Raw genomic sequence first — 21,796 nt, 5'->3', positions numbered from 1 at the left:
GCATCCGGATGCTGGATGCCGGGGCGTCGATCTCACGGGAGGGACGCTCAGATGTAGTCGCTGCCGTCGATGTACCACTGGCCGTCATCAGCCTTGAGGAATGTCATCCCGCCATCCTGACCCATCACGCTGACCCCGGCGGTGCCGTCTCCGTTGTCGACGCCCTCGAACATCGAGCGATCGAGCGCATCGAACATGGAGGGATCGACGCCTTCTGCCCCGGCCTCGCCCTCGAAGCCGATGGCGCACTGCTCGAGCACGGTGCCCTCCAACGGTTCGTCGGTCAGCGGGTTGAGGATCAACGCGCACGCCGCAGTGCCATCGCTCTGGGCGGCGGCCTGCAGGAACTCGAAATAGCGGTCACCCACTGCGGTGAGGTCCTCTTCGCTGAGGGCCTCGCCGGCTGTGGCGTCGTCGCCCTCGCCAGCAGCTGCGTCGTCACCCTCGCCAGCAGCTGCCTCGTCGCCCTCGGAGTCCGTGCCCTCGTCGGTGCTCGCTTCGCCGCCGTCCTCCTCGGTCTCGGCAGGGTCGGCCTCCTCGGCGGGCTCGCCCTCCTCCTCGGCGGGCTCCTCCTCCGAGACCGCGGGGTCCGTGGTCTCGGCATCCCCGCCACCGCAGGCAGCGGCCCCGACGATGATGGCAAGGGCCCCCAGCCCTGCAGCGGTCCCACGAACTGTCCTGCGCATGATCGACGTCATGATGCTGTCCTCCCTCTGGATGCCGACGCGGATGCCGACACCGCTGAGCGTGGCACAGCAGCGGCCGCGCTGTCGTTGGGGAGAACTCCCCATGGCGCACCTTCTCGAGGCGTCGTACCAGGCTCAGAAGGGGAGGGAGAAATACCATTCCTGGTCGTCGCCCTGCACCATCGGGATGTCCAGCGGCTCCCCGAGCAGGCTCAGCGAGACGGTGCCGTCACCGTTGTCGACAGCCTCCACCATCGAGGTGTCGATCACGTCGAACCGGCCCGGCACCAGCAGCTCGGAGTAGGAGGCGAGGGCGGGTTCCACCCCGTCGGCGCATTCCTGGAGCCGCTCTCCCTCGGGGGCAGTACGGGTGGTGGGATCCAGCACCAGGGCGCATGCCGCGTCCCAGTCCTGGTCATCCAGCAGCTGCAGACCCTCGACGAATCGCTGCGAGGCGGCCTCGAGCTGCTCGTCGCTGAACGGGCTGCCGGCGACCTGCCCCCCGCCGTCGCTCGCAGCGGGGGTGCTCTCCTCAGCGGTCGCAGGTCCGGGTGCATCCTGCGGCGAGGTGCTGGCCCGCGGTGACTCGGGCGGTTCGTCCTCACCGCCGGTGCAGGCCGCGGCGCCCAGCGCGAGCGCCAGCATCCCGGCGCCCGCGGCGATGCGGCGGCCGATGCCTTGCTTCCTCGATCTCACGTCGCCTTCTCCTCCTGGCCGACCGATGAGTGGGTCGGCACCAGAGTGGCACACTCCGGGACCTCCTGCGGCAGGAGACCGGCGACCGGGCGAAGGCGCTGTGGGGTGGCCCCGACGGCGATAGGCTGGAGCGCAGTTCCCCACCCGTTCACTGCCCAGGAGCGCCTTGTGAGCACTGAGTCCCCCGCCTCTCCGGCGAAGATCCGCCTGCGTCATCTGCAGCTGGCCAAATCGCAGGGACAGCCTTTCGCGATGCTCACCGCCTATGACCAGTTCGCCGCTCAGATCTTCGAGGCGGCAGGCATCGAGGTGCTGCTGATCGGGGATTCCGTGGGCAGCACGGTGCTGGGCCACTCCTCCACCACCGCGACCACCCATCAGGACATGCTCACCTTCACCGCTGCGGTGGCCCGCAGCGTGCACCGACCGCTGGTGATGGCGGACCTCGCCTTCGGGACCTATGAGAGCGGGCCGACGGATGCGCTGCGCCATGGCGTCGAGCTGATCCGCGCGGGCGCCGAGGTGGTCAAGCTAGAAGGTGGGGTGGAGGTCACCGCGCAGGTCCGGGCGCTGGTCGATGCCGGGATCCCGGTGTGTGGCCATCTCGGCTTCACCCCGCAGTCGGTGAACTCGCTCTCGGGCCACCGGGTCCAGGGCCGTGACGAGGCCGGCGCCGAGAAGCTCCTCGCCGATGCCCTCGCCCTCGAGGAGGCAGGAGCCTCCGCCATCGTGCTCGAGCTGGTCCCCGCCGCGCTCGCCGCACGCGTGACCGAGGCGGTCTCCGTTCCCACCATCGGGATCGGCGCCGGGCCGAGCTGCGACGGCCAGGTGCTGGTCTGGCAGGACATGGCCGGGCTCTCCGGCTTCCAGGGCAAGTTCGTGAAGGCGTTCGCGGATCTGCGCGGAGATCTCCAGCAGGCCGCGCAGCAGTACCGCGCCGAGGTCCGGGAGCGCAGCTACCCGGGTCCTGAGCACTCCTTCGAGTGAGCCGGGAGGCTCAGCGCGCGCCGTCGGGCTTCGCCGGCGGGGTGCCGTAGTCCTCCCACTTCTCGTCGGCCTCCTCCCACTTCTCATTGCGGGCGGCAGCGGTCTGCAGTGCCCGCTCCGCCTCCTGTCGGGTCGCGTACGGCCCCATCAGGTCCGTGCCGGGGGACTGCTGCCCCTCCTCCACGTTCCCGGTGCTGAGGTTGTAATAGAACTGCGTGCCCTCGCTCACGTCTGGCTCCTTCTAAGTCGGTGAGAGACTGGTGGACATGACTGTAGAGCAGGAATGGACCCGTCCAGAAGGCCGCGCGCTGCTGGTGCCCGGCACCATCGGCCCCCGTCGCAGCGTGCCGGCGCGCATCGAGCGCCCCGAGTACGTCGACAAGGACGAAGCGGTCTCGGACAGCGGTCCCCGCGTGCAGACCCCTGAGGTGATCGAGCGGGTGCGCGAGGCCTCACGCATCGCCGCTCTCGCCCTGCAGGCCGCTGGCGAGGCGGCTCAGCCGGGGGTGACCACGGACCGGATCGACGAGGTCGTCCACCAGGTGCTGATCGAGCACGGCGCCTACCCCTCGACGCTGGGCTACCTGGGCTTCGAGAAGTCCTGCTGCACGAGCCTGAACGAGGTCATCTGCCACGGCATCCCGGACTCGACCGTGATGGAGTCCGGGGACATCCTCAACGTGGACGTCACCGCCTTCATCCATGGAGTGCATGGGGACTGCAACGCCACGTTCGCGGTGGGCGAGATCCACCCCCGCGCGCAGGATCTGATCACCGTCGCGCACGAGACGATGATGCGCGGCATCAAGGTCGCCAAGCCCGGCCGTGAGGTGAACGTGATCGGTCGCGTGATCGAGAAGTACGTGGCCCGCCACGGCTACGAGTCCGTGCAGGACTACACCGGCCACGGCGTCGCCGAGGGCTTCCACAACGGGCTGATCATCCCCCACTACGACTCCGCTCCGATGTTCGACGACGTCATCGAGGAGGGCATGACCTTCACGATCGAGCCGATGGTGACGATCGGTTCGCAGGACTGGGAGCAGTGGGACGACGGCTGGACCGTCGTGACCAAGGACCGCTCCTTCACCGCGCAGTTCGAGCACACGATGGTGATCACCGCCGAGGGGCCCGAGCTGCTGACCGTCGTCTGAGGCGGCGCGGACCGCGCGCCGCCGCCACCGCTGCGCCGGGTATTCTGAACCGTTGTGAGCACCGCCACGTCCGGTGCACAGATCCGCGGGGCCTCTTCGCGCCCCGCCCACGGCAACCAGGAGACACGATGAGCAAGAAGGCCTTCGGGATCGACATCGGCGGCAGCGGCATCAAGGGCGCCCCGGTGGATCTGGCCACCGGTGAGCTCCTCGCGGAGCGGGTGCGGATCGCCACCCCGCAGCCTTCCACCCCCGACGCCGTCGCCGACACGGTCGCAGAGCTGATCGCCTCCTTCGACATCGACGACGATATGCCGGTGGGTGTCACCTTCCCTGCCGTGATCCAGGCCGGGGTGGCCCAGACCGCCGCGAACGTGGACAAGTCCTGGATCGGGACCGACGTGGACGCGCTGCTCACCGAACGCACCGGCCACGACGTGTTCGTGGTCAACGACGCCGACGCCGCCGGGATCGCCGAGATGACGTTCGGCGCCGGCCAGGGCACCTCGGGGGTGGTGCTGGTGGTCACGCTGGGCACCGGCGTGGGCAGCGCGACCTTCGTGGACGGGCGGCTCGTGCCCAACACCGAGCTCGGCCACCTGCTGCTGCACGGGGACTCCGCCGAGAAGTACATGGCCAGCTCCATCCGTGAGAAGGAGGACCTCGACTGGGAGACCTGGGCCGGCCGGCTCCAGGAGTACTTCTCGCACGTCGAGTTCCTCTTCAGCCCCACCCGGATCATCGTCGGCGGCGGTGTGTCCAAGAAGCATCAGAAGTTCCTGCCGCTGCTGGATCTCAAGACCGAGATCGTGCCGGCGGAGCTGCGCAACGAGGCCGGGATCGTCGGCGCCGCAGCCCTCGCCCGCCACGAGCAGAAGTCACTGAAGAAGGCCGCGAAGAAGGCTGGGAAGACGTCCGACGGAAAGTCAGACGAGAAGTCCGCCAAGAAGGCTGCGAAGAAGGCCGCGGAAAAGTCCGAGCAGCAGGCGGGGGAGAAGGAGAAGGTCAAGCGCGAGGCAGCGAAGTAGGCCGCTGCCTTCTGCCCCCTGCACACGGCTCGCGCCGCGCCCCTTCAGGGTCGCGGCGCCTGGGCCCCGAAGGGCGGACCAGCCGGCCTATAAGCCGGGTTCTGTAATCGGCAGCCATCCCTCTACGATCGCCGTTGCCGACGACCTCCAGCGGTCTACCCAGGGACTCGGGCCGGCGCCCTCGAACATCCCCTGTCTGACCTTGCTCCCGGTGGGGTTTACCGTGCCGACCTCGTCACCGAGGCCGCGGTGGTCTCTTACACCACCCTTTCACCCTTACCGCCGCTCCCCGAGGGGTGCGGCGGCGGTCTGCTTTCTGTGGCACTGTCCCGCGGATCACTCCGGGTGGGCGTTACCCACCACCGTGCCGGATGGAGCCCGGACTTTCCTCGGCCCCGAGGCCGGAGCCTCGAGGACGCGGCTGCCCGGCCGACTGGTCCGGCTGCAGTCTACGGGCAGCAGCGGTCTCGACTGCACTCGCAGGGGCACTGACCGCGCGCACTCGCCGCTCTCACCCGCACAGACCCGCACCGACCGCGAGCTGGAGCACGGGCTGGAGCACGGGTTGGACAGGGCCGACGTGCGGAACCTCTCCCCGAGCCCTGACCAGCGGGCGCGCGCGGCGGGACCAGAATGGTCGGATGCTGATCCTGCTGCCGCCCTCGGAGACGAAGACCCGCCCCCCGGAGATCACCGCGGGTCGGCTGGATCTCGAGGAGCTCTCGCGCCCGGCCCTGTTCGAGGCGCGGCAGACGATGCTGCGGGCTGCCCAGCGCACGGCTGCGGGAGCTGATGCCGCGCTCCGCCTCGGCGTCCCGGCCTCCGCACCGGAGCTGGTGGGGCGCATGCTCCATCTCGAGCAGGAACCCGTCGACCGGCCGCTCACGGTCTACTCAGGGGTGCTCTACGACCAGCTCTCAGAGGGCCTCTCCCCTGCTGCGGACCGTCAGGTGCTCGTGCAGAGCGCCCTGTTCGGGCTGGTCGACGCCGCTCATGACCGCATCCCCGCCTACCGGCTCTCCGCCGGGTCCTCGCTCTCCCGGCTGGGCAAGGCGGGCACGTGGTGGGCCCGGCAGCTGCGGCCTCTCGCCGCGCAGCTGCGAGCCGAGCAGGCCGAGAGCGGCTCTCCCCTGGTGATCGACTGCCGCTCGGGCTCGTACCGGTCGATGATGCCGATGCGCAGCGGAGACGGGGTGCGGGTGCTCGACGTGGCACCCGTGCAGGAGCGCGCTGGTGTGCGCAAGGTGATCTCCCACGACGCGAAGCGATATCGCGGACTGGTCACGCAGGTGCTGATGGATCTGGAGCGCGCACCGGCCACGCCGGATGAGGCCGTCGACGCGGTCAGCTCCGGGTTGCCCGGCCTGCAGGTCGAGCTCGACGGCGACACCCTCGTCCTGGTGGATCGCGCGGCCTGAGCTCAGCCGGCGCGGCCGCCCCAGGGGTCGGTGGTGTGCTCGCTGAGGAGCACCTCGAGGCCTGGCACCGCGGTCTCGAGCAGCTCCTTCGCGAGCGGAAGCCAGAGCGCCTCGCTCGCGGCATGGGGCACATCGATCAGGGCCGGCACCACCGCGGGATCAGCGGCCGATTCGAGATGCTCGAGCGCCGGATGGTGGCGCAGGTCCGAGGTGATGTACACATCGACCTCGGCGCCGGCGGCGGCGTCGAGGAAGGAGTCCCCGGCCCCCGGGCAGACGGCGACGCGGCGCACCGGACGGTCGGCGTCACCGGTGTGAAGGATTCCGCGGGCGGTCGCGGGGACGAGGCCTGCGATCGCGGAGGTCAGCTCCCCCACCGTGGTGGGCGCGGGGAGGGTGCCCACGGCGCCGAGTCCGAAGCGGTGGGAGCCGTGCGCCGCCTCCGCGGGCACCTCCCCCGGGATCAGCGCGGAGGCGTCCTGCAGGCCGAGCTGCGAGATCCATGCTCCGACGGTGCCGCGGGTGGAGCGGTCCACGTTCGTGTGCCCGCACCACAGGGCGGTGCCGTGCCGCAGCAGGTGGGTGACCACGGCGCCCTTGCCGTCGTCGGCCGGGAGGAAGCTCGCGCCGCGCAGCAGCAGAGGATGGTGGGTGACCAGGAGCTCTGCGCCTCGGTCCACCGCCTCGCGCGCCACCGCGACCGTCGGATCCACCGCCAGCAGCACGCGCTGCACGGCGGCACCCCGCTCCCCCAGCACCAGGCCCACCCGGTCCCAGGACTCCGCCCACGCGAGCGGGTAGGCGTCCTCGAGGGCGCCGATCACGGAACCGACGGTCATGTTGCCGGCAACCCGGTGGCTCTCCACGACGCTCACGCTCCCAGCATCTGTGCTTCGACCAGTGCCGCCTGGTAGGCCTTCCAGGGCATCAGCACACACTTCACGCGGGCAGGGAACTTCGCCGCGCCGAGCAGCGCGATGCTGTCGCCGATGAGGTCCTCGTCGCCCTCGAGCCGCCCCCGGGAGCGCATGGCCGCCTCGAAGTGGTCCTGCGCGGGGGCGACCTCCTCGATGGTGCGACCGATCAGCAGGTCCGCCATCATCGAGGCGGCGGCGCGGCTCATCGCGCAGCCGACGGCGTCATAGGAGATGTCCTCGATCCGCTCACCCCCGTCGGCGAGCTGCAGACGAAGGGTGATCTCGTCCCCGCAGGTGGGGTTCACGTGATGGACCTCGGTGGAGAACGGCTCGCGCAGCCCGGCATGCAGGGGGCGCTTGTCGTGCTCGATCACGAGCTCGGTGTATAGGGCGGACAGCTGGCTGCTCATGAGAGGGATCCGAAGAAGTCGATGGTGTGGGCGACGCCGGCGATGAAGGCGTCGACCTCGGCGGCGGTGGTGTGGACGGAGAAACTGGCACGAGTGGTGCCGTGCACGCCGTAGCGGCGATGCAGGGGCCATGCGCAGTGGTGCCCCACACGCACCTCGATGCCCAGCGAGTCGAGCACCTGGCCGACGTCATGGGGATGCCGGCCGGCGACGTCGAAGGCCACCGCGCCCGTGCGTGACGGGGACGCCGCAGGGCCGATGATCCGCACCCCGTCGATCGCGGCGAGGCCGGTCAGCGCCTGCTGGGTGAGCGCCTGCTCATGGGCGGCGATCCGCTCCATCCCGAGAGCATCGAGATAGTCGCAGGCCGCTGCGAGCCCCACGGCCTGCGAGATCGGCGGGGTGCCGGCCTCGAAACGGGCGGGCGGCTCGGCGAAGGTGGAGCGCTCCATATCGACCAGCTCGATCATCGAACCGCCGGTGAGGAAGGGCGGCATCTCGGCGAGCAGCTCGTAGCGTCCCCACAGCACACCGATCCCGGTGGGGCCCAGCATCTTGTGCCCGGACGCGGCGACGAAATCCACCCCGAGCTCAGCGATGTCGAAGGGCATGTGCGGCGCGGACTGCGCGGCATCCAGCACAGTGAGGGCGCCGACGGCGCGCGCGGCCTCGACCAGCGTGCCGACCGGGTTCACGGTGCCCAGCACATTGGACTGATGGGTGAAGGCGATGACCTTGGTGCGCTCGGTGACCAGCGAGTCGAGATCGGTGAGGTCGAGGGTGAACTCGTCAGTCACCGGGATCCAGCGCAGAGCCGCGCCGGTGCGCCGGGCGAGCTCCTGCCAGGGCACCAGGTTCGCGTGGTGCTCCATCTCCGTCACCAGGATCTCGTCCCCCTCGCGCACCCGCAGCCGGGCCGGGGTGGACTCGTCGCCGTTGCCGAGTGAGTATGCGACCAGGTTCAGCGCCTCGGTGGCGTTCTTGGTGAACACCACCTCGTCCGGAGAAGGGGCGCCGAGGAAGTCCGCGATGCGTTCGCGGGCATTCTCGTAGGCGTCGGTTGCGAAGCCCGCCATCCGATGGGCGCCGCGCTTGACCGCGGCGTTGTCGCTGAGGAGGTAGGCGACCTCGGCATCGATCACCTGCTGGGGGCGCTGCGAGGTGGCACCGCCGTCGAGGTAGATCAGGGGGGTGTCCGGATCGAGCATCCGGGTGAGGATCGGGAAGTCTGCGCGAATCGTCTCGACGTCGAACTCTCTGCTGGGTGCACTCACCTGCGCGGCTCCTCCTTCAACGGGGCTCCGGCCGAGGCCCCGCGAGCTGCGGAGCACGCCGGTCATGGCTGCCCTGCCAGTATAGGAAGCGTCCAGGTGGACGGGCCGGGCCGTGAGACCCTGTGCACAGTCCCTGACCCCTGCGACCTTCCGGAGGCACCGCCATCACGAATCTCATCCTGCTCGCCATGGCCGTGGCAATTCTGGTCTCGGTGGTCGTCCTGGTCGGACAGCTCCTGGTGCGGCGCCAGCGCGCCCGCGAAGAGTGGGAGAAGTCCGGACGGCCAGAGGCCCCCGAGCGCACCCATGAGGAGAAGATGCGGGACCGACAGACCGCGATCACCTGGGGCTGCCTGGTCGTCGCCGTGCCCGTGGTGCTGGTGCTGCTGTACACGATCACCCGCTGAGCGCTGCAGCGGCGACAAGCAGCCAGGGAAGTTCCGGTGGGTCGTGAGGGGCTCGAACCCCCGACCTCCTGGGTGTAAACCAGGCGCTCTGACCAACTGAGCTAACGACCCGGGCGGGGGCGGACCCCCGTGACACCCGACTCCTCGGGCGACATGACGCTCCTCACTGGGAGCATCTCTCCGTCTCGGCTCAGCTGGGGCGGCTGGCCAGGCGGGTGCCGTTCCAGTCCGCGGCGAGGCTCACCGAGCTCATCACCCGCAGCCCGGCGATGCTCGCACTCTCCTGGATGTCTCCCGGCATCACGTGACCGGGGCGGCCTGCCTTGGGGACCAGCATCCACACCGGCGCACCGGGCTCGATGTTCCGCAGGGTGTCCACCATGGCGTCGGTGAGGTCACCGTCGCCATCGCGCCACCACAGCACCACGGCGTCCACGATCTCCTGGGTGTCCTCATCCTCGAGCTCGTCGCCGATGAGATCCTCGATCGCATCGCGCAGGTCAAGATCGACATCATCGTCGTAGCCGATCTCCTGCACGATCTGGCCCGTGGTGAAGCTCAGCACCTCGGCGAGGGAGCTGGACGAAGTGGCGTCTGCCGACGGTGACAAGAAAGGACTCCTTCAGAGCGGGGGTATGACGAACTCGGCAGCGACGGGGGCCTGCAGGGCCCGAGGCCGTGCTGCGCGGGCCTGATTCTATGTCACGCGCACCTCACATGCATTCCGGGACGAGAGTCCTGGTACCAGCACCGGAGAATTCGATGTCCGACGTGTCACAGATGCGGACGGTGCGTGGAGGTCCCGCGCCCTCCTGGCAACGGTAGGCTTGCACGCACCGAGGCCGACGGAGCAGGGCCCACCGGCGATTCCCGCTCCCCCGGCCGGTCCGCCCCCTCCCGTAGAGAGAAGGACAGTGTGACTTCGCACGAGACCCCTCGTCCCATCGGCATCAACCTGCCGAGCCATGCCCAGGATCCGGATCCGGAAGAGACCCGGGAATGGTTGGACTCGTTCGACGGTCTCGTCGAGCACCGCGGTGCCGAGCGCGCCTCCGAGATCGTCCAGAGCGTCATCCAGCACGCCCGGGAAGAGGACATCCACCTCCCGGAGTCGCTCACCACGGACTACGTGAACACCATCTCGGTCGAGCAGCAGCCGGAGTACCCCGGTGACCTCGAGCTCGAGAAGGAGCTGCGCAACATCAACCGCTGGAACGCGGCGATGGTGGTGCACCGGGCGCAGGCTCCCGGGATCGGCGTCGGCGGGCACCTCTCGAGCTACGCCTCGATCGCGACCATGTACGAGGTCGGCTTCAACCACTTCTTCCGCGGACGCAACCATCCCGGCGGCGGCGACCACGTCTTCTTCCAGGGCCATGCCTCCCCCGGCATCTACTCGCGCGCCTACATGATGGGCCGCCTCTCCCAGGACGACCTCGACGGCTTCCGCCAGGAGGTCTCCAGCGAGCACGGGATGCCCTCCTACCCGCACCCGCGGGCGATGCAGGACTTCTGGGAGTTCCCGACCGTCTCGATGGGCATCGGCCCGGTCGCCGCGATCGAGCAGGCCTCCTTCGACAAGTACCTCCAGAACCGTGGCCTGAAGGACACCAGCGAGCAGCACACCTGGGCATTCCTCGGCGACGGCGAGATGGACGAGGTGGAATCCCGCGGCGCCCTGCACATCGCCGCCAAGGAGCACCTGGACAACCTCACCTTCGTCGTGAACTGCAACCTGCAGCGCCTCGACGGCCCGGTGCGCGGCAACGGCAAGATCATCCAGGAGCTGGAGAGCCAGTTCCGCGGGGCCGGCTGGAACGTCATCAAGGTGATCTGGGGCGCGGGCTGGGATCCGCTGCTCGAAGAGTCCACCGACGGCGCGCTCATCGACCTGATGAACGCCACCCCGGATGGCGACTACCAGACCTACCGCGCCGAGTCCGGCGGGTTCATCCGCGACAACTTCTTCGGCCGCGACCCCCGCACCAAGGCACTCGTCGAGGACATGTCCGATGAGGACATCTGGTGGAAGCTGAACCGCGGCGGTCACGACGCGAAGAAGATCTACGCAGCGTTCAAGCAGGCCACCGAGAGCAACGGCAAGCCGACCGTGATCCTGGCCCACACCGTCAAGGGCTACCGCCTGGGCAAGAACTTCGCGGGCCGCAATGCGACCCACCAGATGAAGAAGTTCACCCCCGAGGACCTCAAGGCCCTCCGCGACACGCTGCGCATCCCGATCAGCGACGAGCAGCTCGAATCCGCCGGCAGCGTCTACGACGCACCGTTCTACCTGCCGGACGACGATGCACCGGTGATGAAGTACCTCAAGGAGCACCGCGCCGCCCTCGGCGGTCCGGTCCCCTCACGCCGCACCGAGCACAAGCCGCTGAACCTCCCCGGCGACAAGGCCTACGAGGTCGTCAAGCGCGGTTCCGGCAAGCAGGAGATCGCCTCCACGATGGCGCTCGTGCGGCTGCTGAAGGACCTCATGCGCGACAAGGAGACCGGCAAGCGCTGGGTCCCGATCGTCCCCGACGAGGCCCGCACCTTCGGCATGGACTCGCTGTTCCCGACGGCGAAGATCTACAACCCCGACGGTCAGAACTACCTCTCCGTCGACCGCGATCTGCTCCTGGCCTACAAGGAGTCCACCTCCGGCCAGATCAAGCACATGGGCATCAACGAGATCAGCTCCACCGCAGCCTTCACCGCGGCAGGCACCTCGTACGCCACGCACGACTTCCCGATGATCCCGTTCTACATCTTCTACTCGATGTTCGGGTTCCAGCGCACCGGTGACTTCTTCTGGGCCGCCGGCGACCAGATGGCCAAGGGCTTCGTGATCGGCGCGACCGCCGGCAAGACGACGCTCGCGGGCGAGGGCCTGCAGCACATGGACGGCCACTCGCCGATCCTCGCGTCGACCAACCCCGGGGCCGTGATCTACGACCCCACCTATGGGTATGAGCTCGGCCACATCATCCGCGACGGTCTCCAGCGCATGTACGGCGAGGACGACCGCGTCGCAGAGGTCTTCTACTACATCACGGTCTACAACGAGCCGATGGTGCAGCCCAAGGAGCCCGAAGGCCTGGACGTCGAGGGGCTGCTCAAGGGCATGTACCTGCTCGAGGCCAAGCCTGACGGCGATGGCCCCGAAGCTCAGCTACTCGCCTCCGGCGTCGGTGTCCCGTGGGCGCTGCACGCCCGCGAGCTGCTGGCCGAGGACTGGGGCGTGAAGGCGAACGTCTGGTCGGTCACCTCGTGGACCGAGATGCGCAAGGAGGCCCAGGAGGTCGAGAAGCACAACCTCCTGCATCCTGAGAATCAGCGCACCCCGTGGATCTCCCAGCGACTCGAAGGCGTCGAGGGTCCGTTCGTCGCGACCTCCGACTACGACTTCATGGTCCCGGACATGATCCGCGAGTGGATCCCGGGTCGCTACGGCGTTCTCGGAGCCGACGGCTGGGGCTTCTCGGACACCCGTCCGGCAGCTCGCCGTCACCTGAAGATCGATGCGCACTCGATGGTCGTCAAGGCCCTCCAGCTGCTCGCCAAGGAGGGCAAGGTGGACCCCTCGGTGGTGCGCCAGGCCATCGACAAGTACGACCTGACGAATGTGAACGCCGGCCAGTCCGGCTCCTTCGGCGGCGAGTCCTGATCGCCCCGTCGGGCCGCCCATCCTCGTGACGGGAGGCCCGACGGTCTCTCCCCCAGCCGGCCCGTCTCGTCCTCCGAGCGGGCCGTGCCCCGTCTCTCCCTGGAGGTACCAGTGCTCGCGATCGTCTGTCCCGGACAAGGGGCGCAGAAGCCCGGATTCCTGAGCCCGTGGCGTGAACTGCCCGGCGTCGAGGAAGCGCTCTCAGCCCTGTCCGAACCGGCAGGCGTCGACCTGCTCCGTCACGGCACCGAGTCCGATGCGGACACCATCCGCGACACCGCCGTGGCCCAGCCGCTGCTGGTCGCCGCGGGCATCATCGCCGCTTCGTCCCTGTACCAGGAGCAGGGCCTGCCCGCCGCTGACGCCTTCGCCGGCCACAGCGTCGGAGAGCTCACGGCCGCTGCACTAGGCGGGGTGCTGAGCAACGAGGACGCGATGCGTCTGGTCGCCGTCCGCTCCCAGGCGATGGCGAAGGCCGCGGCGGCGGAGCCCACTTCGATGGCGGCCGTCGTCGGCGGTACCCGCGAGGACGTCATCGCGACGATCCGGCGCCACGGCCTGCACCCGGCGAACATCAACTCCGCCGCCCAGGTGGTCGCAGCCGGGACGGGTGAGAAGATCGCCGCCCTGGTCGAGGACGGTCCCGCGAAGGCTCGCGTGATCCCCCTCCAGGTCGCCGGCGCCTTCCACACCCCGTACATGGCCGGGGCCCGCGAGGAGCTGGCAGCGTTCGCGCCCGGCCTGCACCCCTCGGACCCGTCGGTGCCGCTAATCTCCAACGCCGGTGGCGAGGTCATCACCTCCGGTGCCCGCTACCTCGAGCTGATCGTGAACCAGGTCGCCTCCCCCGTGGACTGGGAGGCCTGCATGGCGGCGCTGCGCGAGCGCGGCGTGACCGCGCTGATCGAGGTCGCCCCCGCAGGGACCCTCACCGGGCTCGCCAAGCGCGAGCTGAAGGGGATCGCGCTGGCGAACCTCAACACCCCTGACGATCTCGAGTCGGCCCGTGCCCTGGTGCGCGAACATGCTGGCGTCGCCCCCACGGATCAGGAGAACTGACATGACCGTCGCCCTCACCTCTCAGAAGACCGTCCCCGGCTCGCAGGTCCTCGCCTATGGCGCGGCCCGCGGCGATGTCGTCGTACCCAACGACGACCTGGTCGGTCCGATCGACTCCTCCGATGAGTGGATCCGGCAGCGCACCGGCATCATCACCCGCATGCGGGCCAGCAAGGACGTCGGCGTCAAGGACCTCTCGCTCACAGCGGCCAAGGAGGCGATCGAGCGTTCCGGTATCGATCTGGAGACGCTCGACGCGATCATCGTCTCCACCGTCTCGTTCCCCTACCCGACCCCGTCCCTGGCCACGCTGCTGGCCGGAGAGCTGGGTCGGCCCGACGTCATCGCCTATGACATCTCCGCCGCCTGCGCCGGCTTCGCCTACGGGATCGGTCAGGCGGATTCGCTGATCCGCTCCGGTGCCGCCCGTCATGTGCTGGTGATCGGCGCGGAGAAGCTCTCCGATTTCGTCGATCCCACCGATCGCTCGATCTCCTTCCTGCTGGGTGATGGCGCGGGAGCCGCGATCGTCGGACCGAGCGACGCTCCCAAGATCGGCCCCACCGTGTGGGGCAGCGACGGCGACAACTGGAACACCATCCGGATGACGAACTCGCTGGTGAACTTCCGCGACGGCAACGGCCCGTGGCCCACCCTCGAGCAGGACGGCCGCACGGTGTTCCGCTGGGCCGTCTGGCACACCGCCGAGAAGATCCGCGAGATGCTCGAGAAGTCCGGGATCGGCATCGAGGACATCGACGTGTTCGTGCCCCACCAGGCCAACATGCGGATCATCGACGAGCTCGCCAAGCAGCTGAAGCTGCCTGATTCCGTGGTGATCGGCCGGGATATCGCCGAGACCGGGAACACCTCTGCCGCCTCGATCCCGCTGGCCACGCACCGTCTGATCGAGGAGGGCGCCGCCAAGAGCGGCGACGTGCTCGTGCAGTTCGGCTTCGGTGCCGGCCTCGCCTACGCGGGCCAGGTCCTGATCCTGCCGTGATCCGTCGCGGGCGCACTGTCGCCCGCATCACGCCTCACGGGGGACACGATCCCCGCTGGCCGATTACCGCGCGGTAGCACGGGTAGTCTGTGACCGCCACACATCCGCACACCTGAAGGAGCACCCATGGCACACACGGAGAACGAGATCCTCGAGGGCCTCGCCGAGATCGTCAACGAGGAGACCGGTGTCGCCACCGAGGACGTCAAGCTCGAGAAGTCATTCACCGACGACCTCGACATCGACTCCATCTCGATGATGACCATCGTCGTCAACGCCGAAGAGAAGTTCGACGTCCGCATCCCCGACGAAGAGGTCAAGAACCTCGCGACCGTCGGCGACGCCGTCAAGTACATCGCGGGCGCCCAGAACTGAGCCCCGCCTGACGCCCGGGACGATCCCGTCCCGGGCGTCGCCGTTTCGTCTGCCGCCCCGACCCGGAGGTCCGTATGCCCGCTCCCCGTTCTCGTGTCGCCGTGACCGGCCTCGGCACCGTCAACCCGCTCGGCGGTGACGTGACCTCCACCTGGGAGGCCGCTCTGGCCGGGACCTCCACCGCGCGCACCTTCGACAACGACTGGAAGGAGCGCTACGGGCTGTCCGTGGACTTCGCCTGCCAGATCGTTCCCGGCGCTCTCGATTCCCTCACCCGGCCCGAGTCCAAGAAGCTGGACCCCTCCGGGCAGTACTCCATGGTCGCCGCACGCGAGGCCTGGGCCGATGCCGGTGCCCCCGAGATCGCCCCCGAACGGCTCGGCGTCGTGGTCGGCACCGGCATCGGTGGCATCTGGACCACCCTGGACCAGTGGGACGTGGTGCGCGAGCGCGGCGCCCGGCGGGTCAACCCGTTCACCGTCCCGATGCTGATGGCGAACTCCTCGGCCGCCAACATCTCGATGGAGCTCGGCGCCCGCGCCGGTGCCCACACCCCCGTCTCCGCCTGCGCCTCCGGCGCCGAAGCGGTCGCTCTGGGCATGGGGATGATCCGTGACGGCCGGGCCGACGTGGTCGTCGTCGGCGGCACCGAGGCATCGATCCACCCGATGACCATCGCCGCCTTCGCGAACATCCGCGCCCTCTCGACCCGGGTCGATGATCCCGAGCACGCCTCGCGCCCCTACGACGTGGACCGCGACGGCTTCGTCCTCGGCGAGGGCGCGGCCATCCTGGTGCTCGAGAGCGAGGAGCACGCCGCCGCCCGCGGTGCCCGCGTGTACGCCTACGCCTCCGGGCGCGGCATGGCCTCCGACGCGCACCACATCTCCGCCCCCTCCCCCGAGGGTCAGGCCAGCGCAGTGCGCGAGGCCGTCGAGGATGCGGACGTCGCCGCGCAGGACATCGTGCACCTCAACGCCCACGGCACCTCCACCCCGCTGGGCGACATCGGCGAGCTCAACTCCGTCTCCACCGCGCTGGGCGGCGTCACGGACCAGATCGTGGTCTCCTCGACCAAGTCGATGACCGGCCACCTGCTGGGCGGCGCCGGCGCACTCGAGTCCGTCTTCTCGGTCCTCGCCTCGCACCACCGCCTCGCCCCGCCGACGATCAACATCGAGAACCTCGACCCGGAGACCCCGATGCGGATCGCACAGAACGCGCCGGCCGAGCTGCCGGGCGGCGACATCGCCGTGCTGAACAACGCGTTCGGCTTCGGCGGCCACGACATTGCGGTGGTCTTCACCAGCGCCTGATCGACGTGCCACGCGGCGCGTTCTCGCGCCGCGCAGCACCCTGCCCACCGCGCAGTCCGCTGAACGGCGTTCGGAGCACTTCCCTTACCGGAGAGTGTTCCGGGCGCCGTTCCGGTCTTCCATGGGCTTGGCTTCCACGGACCGGGCCTCCAGGGATGAGTGCAGCTGCGCTCAGCTCACGCGGTGCAGCCACCGCATCGGCACGCCCTCACCAGCATGACGGTAGATCTCGAGATCGTCGTCCCAGGGGGCACCGAGGGCGATGTCGAGCTCATGGCGGAGGGCGTGCGGGTCGTTCCCTGCCCGTTCCATGCAGCCGCGCACATGGTCCTCGGTGAGGACGATGTTCCCTGCATGATCGGTGGCGGCATGATGGATGCCGAGCTCGGGGGTGCAGCTCCAGCGGGCACCGTCCACTGCGGCGGTGGCCTCCTGGGTGACCTCGAAGCGCACCTCGTTCATGCCGCGCAGCGCACTCACCAGCTGGGCCCCGGTGTCCTCGCGCCCGCGCCAGGTCATCTCGGCACGCTGCAGCCCACGGCTCACCGGCTGGTCTTCCCAGCGGATGCGTGCGGGCACGCCGAGAACTCCGCTGGCGGCCCATTCGATATGCGGCGTGAGGGCCCGCGGAGCGGAGTGAATATACAGAACGCCCTGAGTCATCTCGTTCCTTCCGGTCTCCGATGCGTCTTCCCCAACGAATCGGTACCGCGGATGGATCTGATGACAGAGGTGGCTGTCGGTGTAGAGCTTAGAGGGTCTCCCTGATCTGGCGCAACGCCCGCTTCTTGACCGAGCGTTCGAGGCCGTCGATGTACAGCGCACCGTCGAGATGACCGACCTCGTGCTGGATGAGCCGTGCGATGAGCCCCTCCCCCGCGAACTCGATCTCCTCACCCTCGAGGTTCGTGCCGATGCACCGGGCGTAGGCGGAGCGGGTGCGCGGGAAGAACAGCCCGGGCACCGACAGGCAGCCCTCGTCGTCGTGCTGAAGCTCCTCGGAGAGCTCGACGATGACGGGGTTCAAGATGTATCCGAGCTCCTGCTTCTCCACCAGGTGCCAGGAGAAAGCACGCAGGTTCACCCCGATCTGATTGGCGGCGACACCGGCCCGCCCCTCGTCGTCCACGGTGTCCAGCAGGTCACGCACCAGGGTGCGGGTGCCATCGGTGATCTTCGTGATCGGGTCGCAGGCAGTGCGCAGAACAGGGTCGCCGACGACCCTGATAGGGCGGATGGTCATGCCTGCGCCTCCCGCTCAGCACCGAGCACGCGGTGGGTGACCTCCATGCCGGGGACGACGGACCGCTCGACCGTGCAGCCGGCGGCGACCGCGCGGCCGAACACCTTCACCACGGTGGCGATCTCGCTCTCGGTGAGTCCTTCAAACGGGAGCTGCACCTCTTCGGCGATGCTCAGGTAGCGGTTCTCGGCCGCGTCGGAGGCCCCGTGGGCCCACAGGCGCATCGGGAAGTCATCCCCCAGGCGGCGAGCGAGATTCACATCGCTGCTCATCCCGGCGCAGCCGATCAGCGCGAGCTTCAGCAGCTCACCGGGGTTGATCTCCCCGTCGCCATGGCCGATCGGGATCTCGACCCCGCGCTGGTTGCGACCCACCAGGGTGCGGGCACCGGAGCGGTCCGCCCAGACGCTGCCGGGACCGAAGCGCTCCGGGAGCTCGAAACGGTCATCGGGGACGGTGGGCATCGTCCTTCTCCTTCACGAGAACCATCAGGAAATGGGACAGCCCCGGATGATCTCCGGGGCTGTGCTCCTGTACTGGGCTCCCGCACTTGGATTCGAACCAAGAACCGCTCGATTAACAGTCGAGTGCTCTGCCGTTGAGCTATGCGGGATCGACCTGAACGACTGTAGCAGGATCTGGCCGGTGCTCGCATCTCCGTTCTGCCCTCCCACCGGCTGATATGACGAAGGTAACGCCGCGCAGCCCAGGTTCCAACGGCGCCGATTCGGGTGCGTCCCGGTGTCCCGTGTGCGGTAGATTCGGGTGCGCTCCTCAGGAGCGCACGGCCCAGTAGCTCAGCCGGTCAGAGCAGCGGACTCATAATCCGTCGGTCGCGGGTTCAAGCCCCGCCTGGGCTACGACGTAGCTGGGACTTCAACGAAGAGTCCCGTCACCCCCAGAGAGGATCCGGCATGGCCTTGGTCCTTGACCTTCTCCTAGAGCTGTTGGCTGCGCTCGTCCCCACCAGGAAGCGCAGGAAGGGGCCCCGCAGGGGCGGCAACAGATCCTGACCCCGGCCCGCGGCGGGCCGGGGAGTCCTGCCCCGGCCGTGACCACACCGGCAAGGCGGTGATCACGCGCGGGTGACGGTGGTCTTGACCGGAGTCGGATTCTGGAAGATGTCGAGCACCGGGCAATGGGCATCGACGGCCTCGCGCAGCGCGTCGTAGCGCTCGTTCGTCTCCGGTCCCGAGAGCTCGATATCAAGCCGCACCTCGGAGAACCCGGCACGCACGGACTCGTCGGCGCCGAACAGACGCGCCGCGTCCAGATCGGCTTCGGCCCTGATGACGATGTCATCGAACGGAATGCCGAGCTGCTGCGCGTAGAGGCGATAGACGACGACCTGGCATCCGACCAGCGCGCCGAGCGCGTATTCGACGGGGCTGGTCCCGGCGTCATCGCCAGCTAGCGCTGCGGGCTCGTCGACGACGAAGGAATGCTTGCCAGCGCGCACAGTCGTTGCCACTGAACCGGCACCGGCGCCTTCGACCGCGTAGGTCAGATGGGCTTTCGACCGATCGGCATCCATGCGCTCGGCCCATGCGCTGCCGGCGTTCGTGAGGCGAGCGGCGCGATCTTCGGCGGAGATGTCGGGGACGGCGGACTGGATGCTTGCTGTGGCGGTCATGACGGCGACGATAGAAGGGCCTGCCGTGGGTACCAAGACCTGCGAAACCTTCCGTCATCGAGTGTCATCTGGAGCCATGAGCGCTTCTGGATCAGCCCAGCTTCTCTGCCGCTGCTCCTGGCACAGGACGCGGAGGATCGACTCGACTGCGCTCCGGCACGTGTCACCGTGGCCGGCAGGCGATCTCGATCAGTCCCTCGGCAGCGAGCTCCCGGGCTGGTCGATCCTCGGCGAAGAGGTGTGCGGACAGGTGCTGGCGCGGTGGGTCCCAGGTTGCCTCTGCAAAGTCCTGCCATCGGCCTGTTCCTCCCACCCGGCAGTGCCAGTCGCTCCGGGGGGCGGCCCTCAGGAACGGCTCGATCACCAGGGCCAGCAGATCAGCGAGGGTCGCCTCGAACGGCACCTCCACCTGTCGGTGCAGATCGTGCTGGTCGCCGGCGTGGGCATCGAGGCGCTGGGCGTCGACGAGGAGTGAGCCCGGGGCGGACGGTGCGAGCTGCGGACGATCCATCCACGAGCCCGATTCCTCGGATACCCGGCGCGCGGCCCCCTCGCGAGAGGTCATAGCGCCCCGCCGGCGGGGTCCCACCTGGGAAGGTCCGCCACGGGCATCTCAGTCGTCTTCGATCGCGAAGGTGCCGGACTCGTCAGCGAACAGCGCCGTCTGGCCTGGAACTGCGACGCGGAGGAATTCGTCGACCATGGGGAAGCGGTCTCGGAAGGACCCGACGGACCAGACCTCGTGGTTGCTCGCATCGTCCATATAGGCCTCCGACTCGAGCCCCGTGACCGACTGGACCTCCCGGCCGGTGAACGTCACCCACCGCGGAGGATGCTCGGCGTGGAGCTTCGAGAGGAACACGGGCATCGCACCGGGCAGTCCGGCCGCGCCGACCGCACTTCCCCGGGTCACGTCCAGCAGGGCATCCACAGATCCTGCCTCGTCGCGCAGCGAGTCCCAGCCGCTCGAGGCGATGTGACTCGCCTCGGCATCGGTGAGCAGTCGCAGGGTGCACACGCGGCCGAGGACCTCGCCGTCCTCGGAGCGCACCTCGTCGAAGGCGGCGCCCCACCGGGAGCCCGTCGCGAGGATCGCAGAGATCCCGGTGCCCGAGAGGAACGGCTCGCTGTTGCGCCACGGCGTGCCCATCGGCGGCACGCGCCGGTTGTTCGCGATGTCGTCGCAGACGATCCTCATCGCCACCAGGGCGGCGCCCTGCTGACCGTCGACCACCTCCACCGCGAGCTCGACCCGTTCACCCGAGTCGGTGGGGATCTGGGAGGCCCCGGCGGTGATCAGGGTAATCGGTCCGTTCTCGGGGCGCTTCTCGACGACCATCACGGAGCCGCCGATCCGGTCCTCCAGGACGATGGGCTCCGTGCCGAGGGCATCGAAGACGTGGTTCGGGAACGCGTCGAGAGCTGCCATGACGAGAGTCTGGCAGAGAGACGTCAGTCTGGCAGAGAGACGTCGACACCGGAACTCCGACAACGCGACGGGTCCGGCGTCGCGCAGGCGCACTGACGCGCCCGCAGAACCGGGGATGGTCCGCGATGATCGTGAGCCCGGAACGGATGATGAAGATCATCAGGAACAGGTTCAGGAAATGCTGCCAGCCGAGCCACGCCGGCAACCCGACCGGGGCACCGTCAGGGAGGTCGGACTCGCCTGGGTATTGCGCGATGAATTCCTGGACCCGCGGGAGCTCCCGGATCCCCTTCGCCACGGCAGCACCGACGATGAGAAGGAAGAATCCGATCGGGATCAGCCATAGGAGGTTGAACCATTTGCTCTTCCCGATCCGCACGTGGGGCGCGACCCCGTACTGAGGCTCCACCCCTCCGGCCCAGGAGGCATCGACGACGTCCTCCCGCTTCGTGACCAGCTCGGTGCGGAAGCTGGTCCGCACTCGTCCGTGCGCGCCCTGGTCTGCAGCGGGCGATGGGGGTCTGGTGTACTCGGGCGAAGCATCCATGAGGTGGAGCGGATCTACCGGTTGACGCTCTATCGCAGGCTACGTTGAAGCCATGTCCGACGTTCCGATACGCCCAGCATGCGCCACAAGCGATGATCGTGGGACCAGGACGGGCAGGCCTGGAGCGAGGACGCTCTCCATACCGACTGTCAACCCCTACACATCGGAGCACTCCTCATGCAGAAAGTTTCCCTCGTCGCCCTTGCCCGTCACGAGCTGGGCCAGGCCCGTGAGGCCTCGAGCGGCCGGAGCGCGAAGACTGTCTTCGGAGGTCATGAGCATCAACTGCGCCAGACGGTCGTCGCTCTCCGCGCCGACGAAAGCCTGTCCGAACATGAGAACCCTGGTGAGGCCACAGTGCAGGTGCTCAATGGCCGCGTCCTTCTCAAGTTCGGGGAGGTGTCATGGAACGGCTCCCCGGGCGACCTTCTGACCGTCCCCGACGGGCCGCATTCGCTCGACGCCGTCGAAGACTCCGTCATCCTCCTGACCGTGGTCAAGCAGCTCTGAGGCGCCCACCTGATCCGTCGGTCGCGGGTTCGAACCCCTG

At 68.7% G+C, this 21,796-nt stretch carries 24 protein-coding genes, 3 tRNA genes and 1 other RNA gene; 13 read left to right on the top strand and 15 right to left on the bottom strand.

Annotation, left to right across the window (positions count from 1 at the left end; genetic code table 11):
* Window positions 1–47 precede the first annotated feature (47 nt).
* Window positions 48–698 carry a hypothetical protein gene (locus ACTH43_RS00535; protein ID WP_441442974.1) on the bottom strand — a complete coding sequence of 217 codons (651 nt, stop codon included), beginning with the start codon at window positions 696–698 and terminating at the stop codon, window positions 48–50.
* A 123-nt stretch (window positions 699–821) separates the two neighbouring features.
* On the bottom strand, window positions 822–1,382 hold the full coding sequence (locus tag ACTH43_RS00530) for a hypothetical protein (RefSeq protein WP_441442973.1): 561 nt from the start codon (window positions 1,380–1,382) through the stop codon (window positions 822–824).
* Between the two features lie 168 nt (window positions 1,383–1,550).
* Here ACTH43_RS00530 and panB point away from each other — a divergent pair, with 168 nt between their 5' ends.
* Window positions 1,551–2,369, top strand: a complete 819-nt coding sequence (gene panB / locus ACTH43_RS00525; protein ID WP_441442972.1) for a 3-methyl-2-oxobutanoate hydroxymethyltransferase — start codon at window positions 1,551–1,553, stop codon at window positions 2,367–2,369.
* A gap of 10 nt (window positions 2,370–2,379) precedes the next feature.
* Here panB and ACTH43_RS00520 read toward each other — a convergent pair whose 3' ends face one another.
* Window positions 2,380–2,598, bottom strand: a complete 219-nt coding sequence (locus ACTH43_RS00520) for an SPOR domain-containing protein (protein ID WP_441442971.1) — start codon at window positions 2,596–2,598, stop codon at window positions 2,380–2,382.
* A gap of 37 nt (window positions 2,599–2,635) precedes the next feature.
* Between ACTH43_RS00520 and map the strand changes: the two genes are divergently transcribed.
* Complete coding sequence (gene map / locus ACTH43_RS00515; protein ID WP_441442970.1) at window positions 2,636–3,523, top strand: type I methionyl aminopeptidase; 888 nt, start codon at window positions 2,636–2,638, stop codon at window positions 3,521–3,523.
* 128 nt (window positions 3,524–3,651) lie between these two features.
* Entirely contained in the window at window positions 3,652–4,551 is a 900-nt protein-coding gene (gene ppgK, locus ACTH43_RS00510; RefSeq protein ID WP_441442969.1) for a polyphosphate--glucose phosphotransferase, read from the top strand.
* A 74-nt stretch (window positions 4,552–4,625) separates the two neighbouring features.
* Here ppgK and rnpB read toward each other — a convergent pair.
* Window positions 4,626–4,988: RNase P RNA component class A (gene rnpB / locus ACTH43_RS00505), an RNA gene on the bottom strand.
* A gap of 204 nt (window positions 4,989–5,192) precedes the next feature.
* On the opposite strand from rnpB, the gene ACTH43_RS00500 reads away from it, so the two are divergent.
* Window positions 5,193–5,969: a YaaA family protein gene (locus ACTH43_RS00500; RefSeq protein WP_441442968.1), complete on the top strand. Its 777-nt coding sequence runs from the start codon at window positions 5,193–5,195 to the stop codon at window positions 5,967–5,969.
* A gap of 2 nt (window positions 5,970–5,971) precedes the next feature.
* On the opposite strand, the gene ACTH43_RS00495 is transcribed toward ACTH43_RS00500, so the two are convergent.
* From ACTH43_RS00495 to ACTH43_RS00485, 3 genes are read right to left on the bottom strand one after another with little or no spacing between them, the layout of a single operon-like run.
* Entirely contained in the window at window positions 5,972–6,844 is an 873-nt protein-coding gene (locus tag ACTH43_RS00495; RefSeq protein WP_441442967.1) for a Nif3-like dinuclear metal center hexameric protein, read from the bottom strand.
* The gene (gene sufU, locus ACTH43_RS00490; RefSeq protein WP_441442966.1) at window positions 6,841–7,296 is read right to left on the bottom strand and encodes a Fe-S cluster assembly sulfur transfer protein SufU; all 456 of its coding nucleotides are present in this window, start codon (window positions 7,294–7,296) and stop codon (window positions 6,841–6,843) included. Before sufU ends, ACTH43_RS00495 begins: the two co-directional genes overlap by 4 nt.
* Entirely contained in the window at window positions 7,293–8,570 is a 1,278-nt protein-coding gene (locus tag ACTH43_RS00485) for an aminotransferase class V-fold PLP-dependent enzyme (RefSeq protein ID WP_441442965.1), read from the bottom strand. The genes sufU and ACTH43_RS00485 overlap by 4 nt, the downstream gene beginning before the upstream one ends.
* A 188-nt stretch (window positions 8,571–8,758) precedes the next feature.
* On the opposite strand from ACTH43_RS00485, the gene ACTH43_RS00480 reads away from it, so the two are divergent.
* Window positions 8,759–8,977, top strand: coding sequence for a hypothetical protein (locus ACTH43_RS00480; protein WP_441442964.1), 219 nt, complete (start codon window positions 8,759–8,761; stop codon window positions 8,975–8,977).
* Window positions 8,978–9,014: 37 nt separating this feature from the next.
* On the opposite strand, the gene ACTH43_RS00475 is transcribed toward ACTH43_RS00480, so the two are convergent.
* Together ACTH43_RS00475 and ACTH43_RS00470 are read right to left on the bottom strand one after the other, a co-directional pair.
* Window positions 9,015–9,088 (bottom strand) — tRNA-Val (locus ACTH43_RS00475).
* 79 nt (window positions 9,089–9,167) lie between these two features.
* On the bottom strand, window positions 9,168–9,587 hold the full coding sequence (locus ACTH43_RS00470; protein ID WP_441442963.1) for a DUF3052 domain-containing protein: 420 nt from the start codon (window positions 9,585–9,587) through the stop codon (window positions 9,168–9,170).
* A gap of 306 nt (window positions 9,588–9,893) precedes the next feature.
* On the opposite strand from ACTH43_RS00470, the gene aceE reads away from it, so the two are divergent.
* The 5 genes from aceE (at window position 9,894) to ACTH43_RS00445 (ending at window position 16,394) form a co-directional block, all read left to right on the top strand.
* Window positions 9,894–12,641, top strand: a complete 2,748-nt coding sequence (gene aceE, locus ACTH43_RS00465) for a pyruvate dehydrogenase (acetyl-transferring), homodimeric type (protein WP_441442962.1) — start codon at window positions 9,894–9,896, stop codon at window positions 12,639–12,641.
* A gap of 111 nt (window positions 12,642–12,752) precedes the next feature.
* Complete coding sequence (locus tag ACTH43_RS00460) at window positions 12,753–13,700, top strand: ACP S-malonyltransferase (protein ID WP_441443055.1); 948 nt, start codon at window positions 12,753–12,755, stop codon at window positions 13,698–13,700.
* A 1-nt stretch (window position 13,701) separates the two neighbouring features.
* Window positions 13,702–14,703, top strand: a complete 1,002-nt coding sequence (locus ACTH43_RS00455; protein WP_441442961.1) for a beta-ketoacyl-ACP synthase III — start codon at window positions 13,702–13,704, stop codon at window positions 14,701–14,703.
* Between the two features lie 126 nt (window positions 14,704–14,829).
* A complete protein-coding gene (locus ACTH43_RS00450; protein WP_010551652.1) occupies window positions 14,830–15,078 on the top strand; it encodes an acyl carrier protein in 249 nt (82 codons plus the stop codon).
* Between the two features lie 74 nt (window positions 15,079–15,152).
* On the top strand, window positions 15,153–16,394 hold the full coding sequence (locus ACTH43_RS00445; RefSeq protein WP_441442960.1) for a beta-ketoacyl-[acyl-carrier-protein] synthase family protein: 1,242 nt from the start codon (window positions 15,153–15,155) through the stop codon (window positions 16,392–16,394).
* Window positions 16,395–16,565: 171 nt separating this feature from the next.
* On the opposite strand, the gene ACTH43_RS00440 is transcribed toward ACTH43_RS00445, so the two are convergent.
* The 4 genes from ACTH43_RS00440 to ACTH43_RS00425 form a co-directional block, all read right to left on the bottom strand.
* A complete protein-coding gene (locus ACTH43_RS00440; protein ID WP_441442959.1) occupies window positions 16,566–17,057 on the bottom strand; it encodes a DUF3145 domain-containing protein in 492 nt (163 codons plus the stop codon).
* 88 nt (window positions 17,058–17,145) lie between these two features.
* The gene (locus ACTH43_RS00435; protein ID WP_441442958.1) at window positions 17,146–17,637 is read right to left on the bottom strand and encodes a peptide deformylase; all 492 of its coding nucleotides are present in this window, start codon (window positions 17,635–17,637) and stop codon (window positions 17,146–17,148) included.
* The gene (locus tag ACTH43_RS00430; protein ID WP_441442957.1) at window positions 17,634–18,101 is read right to left on the bottom strand and encodes an OsmC family protein; all 468 of its coding nucleotides are present in this window, start codon (window positions 18,099–18,101) and stop codon (window positions 17,634–17,636) included. Before ACTH43_RS00430 ends, ACTH43_RS00435 begins: the two co-directional genes overlap by 4 nt.
* Before the next feature lie 77 nt (window positions 18,102–18,178).
* Window positions 18,179–18,250: transfer RNA gene (locus ACTH43_RS00425), tRNA-Asn, on the bottom strand.
* Between the two features lie 173 nt (window positions 18,251–18,423).
* On the opposite strand from ACTH43_RS00425, the gene ACTH43_RS00420 reads away from it, so the two are divergent.
* A tRNA-Ile gene (locus ACTH43_RS00420) sits at window positions 18,424–18,497 on the top strand.
* Window positions 18,498–18,712: 215 nt separating this feature from the next.
* Here ACTH43_RS00420 and ACTH43_RS00415 read toward each other — a convergent pair.
* Window positions 18,713–19,270: an OsmC family protein gene (locus ACTH43_RS00415; protein ID WP_441442956.1), complete on the bottom strand. Its 558-nt coding sequence runs from the start codon at window positions 19,268–19,270 to the stop codon at window positions 18,713–18,715.
* A 319-nt stretch (window positions 19,271–19,589) separates the two neighbouring features.
* On the opposite strand from ACTH43_RS00415, the gene ACTH43_RS00410 reads away from it, so the two are divergent.
* Window positions 19,590–19,745, top strand: a complete 156-nt coding sequence (locus tag ACTH43_RS00410) for a hypothetical protein (protein ID WP_441442955.1) — start codon at window positions 19,590–19,592, stop codon at window positions 19,743–19,745.
* Between the two features lie 138 nt (window positions 19,746–19,883).
* Here ACTH43_RS00410 and ACTH43_RS00405 read toward each other — a convergent pair whose 3' ends face one another.
* A complete protein-coding gene (locus ACTH43_RS00405) occupies window positions 19,884–20,699 on the bottom strand; it encodes a suppressor of fused domain protein (RefSeq protein WP_441442954.1) in 816 nt (271 codons plus the stop codon).
* A 724-nt stretch (window positions 20,700–21,423) separates the two neighbouring features.
* Between ACTH43_RS00405 and ACTH43_RS00400 the strand changes: the two genes are divergently transcribed.
* Window positions 21,424–21,756 carry a cupin domain-containing protein gene (locus ACTH43_RS00400; RefSeq protein ID WP_441442953.1) on the top strand — a complete coding sequence of 111 codons (333 nt, stop codon included), beginning with the start codon at window positions 21,424–21,426 and terminating at the stop codon, window positions 21,754–21,756.
* Window positions 21,757–21,796: the final 40 nt, after the last annotated feature.

Origin of the sequence: Brachybacterium sp. (assembly GCF_052095815.1) — a bacterium.
Taxonomy (GTDB): domain Bacteria; phylum Actinomycetota; class Actinomycetes; order Actinomycetales; family Dermabacteraceae; genus Brachybacterium.
The sequence above is the reverse complement of the archived record's forward strand: the minus strand, read 5'-3'. Positions and strand labels throughout refer to the sequence as shown.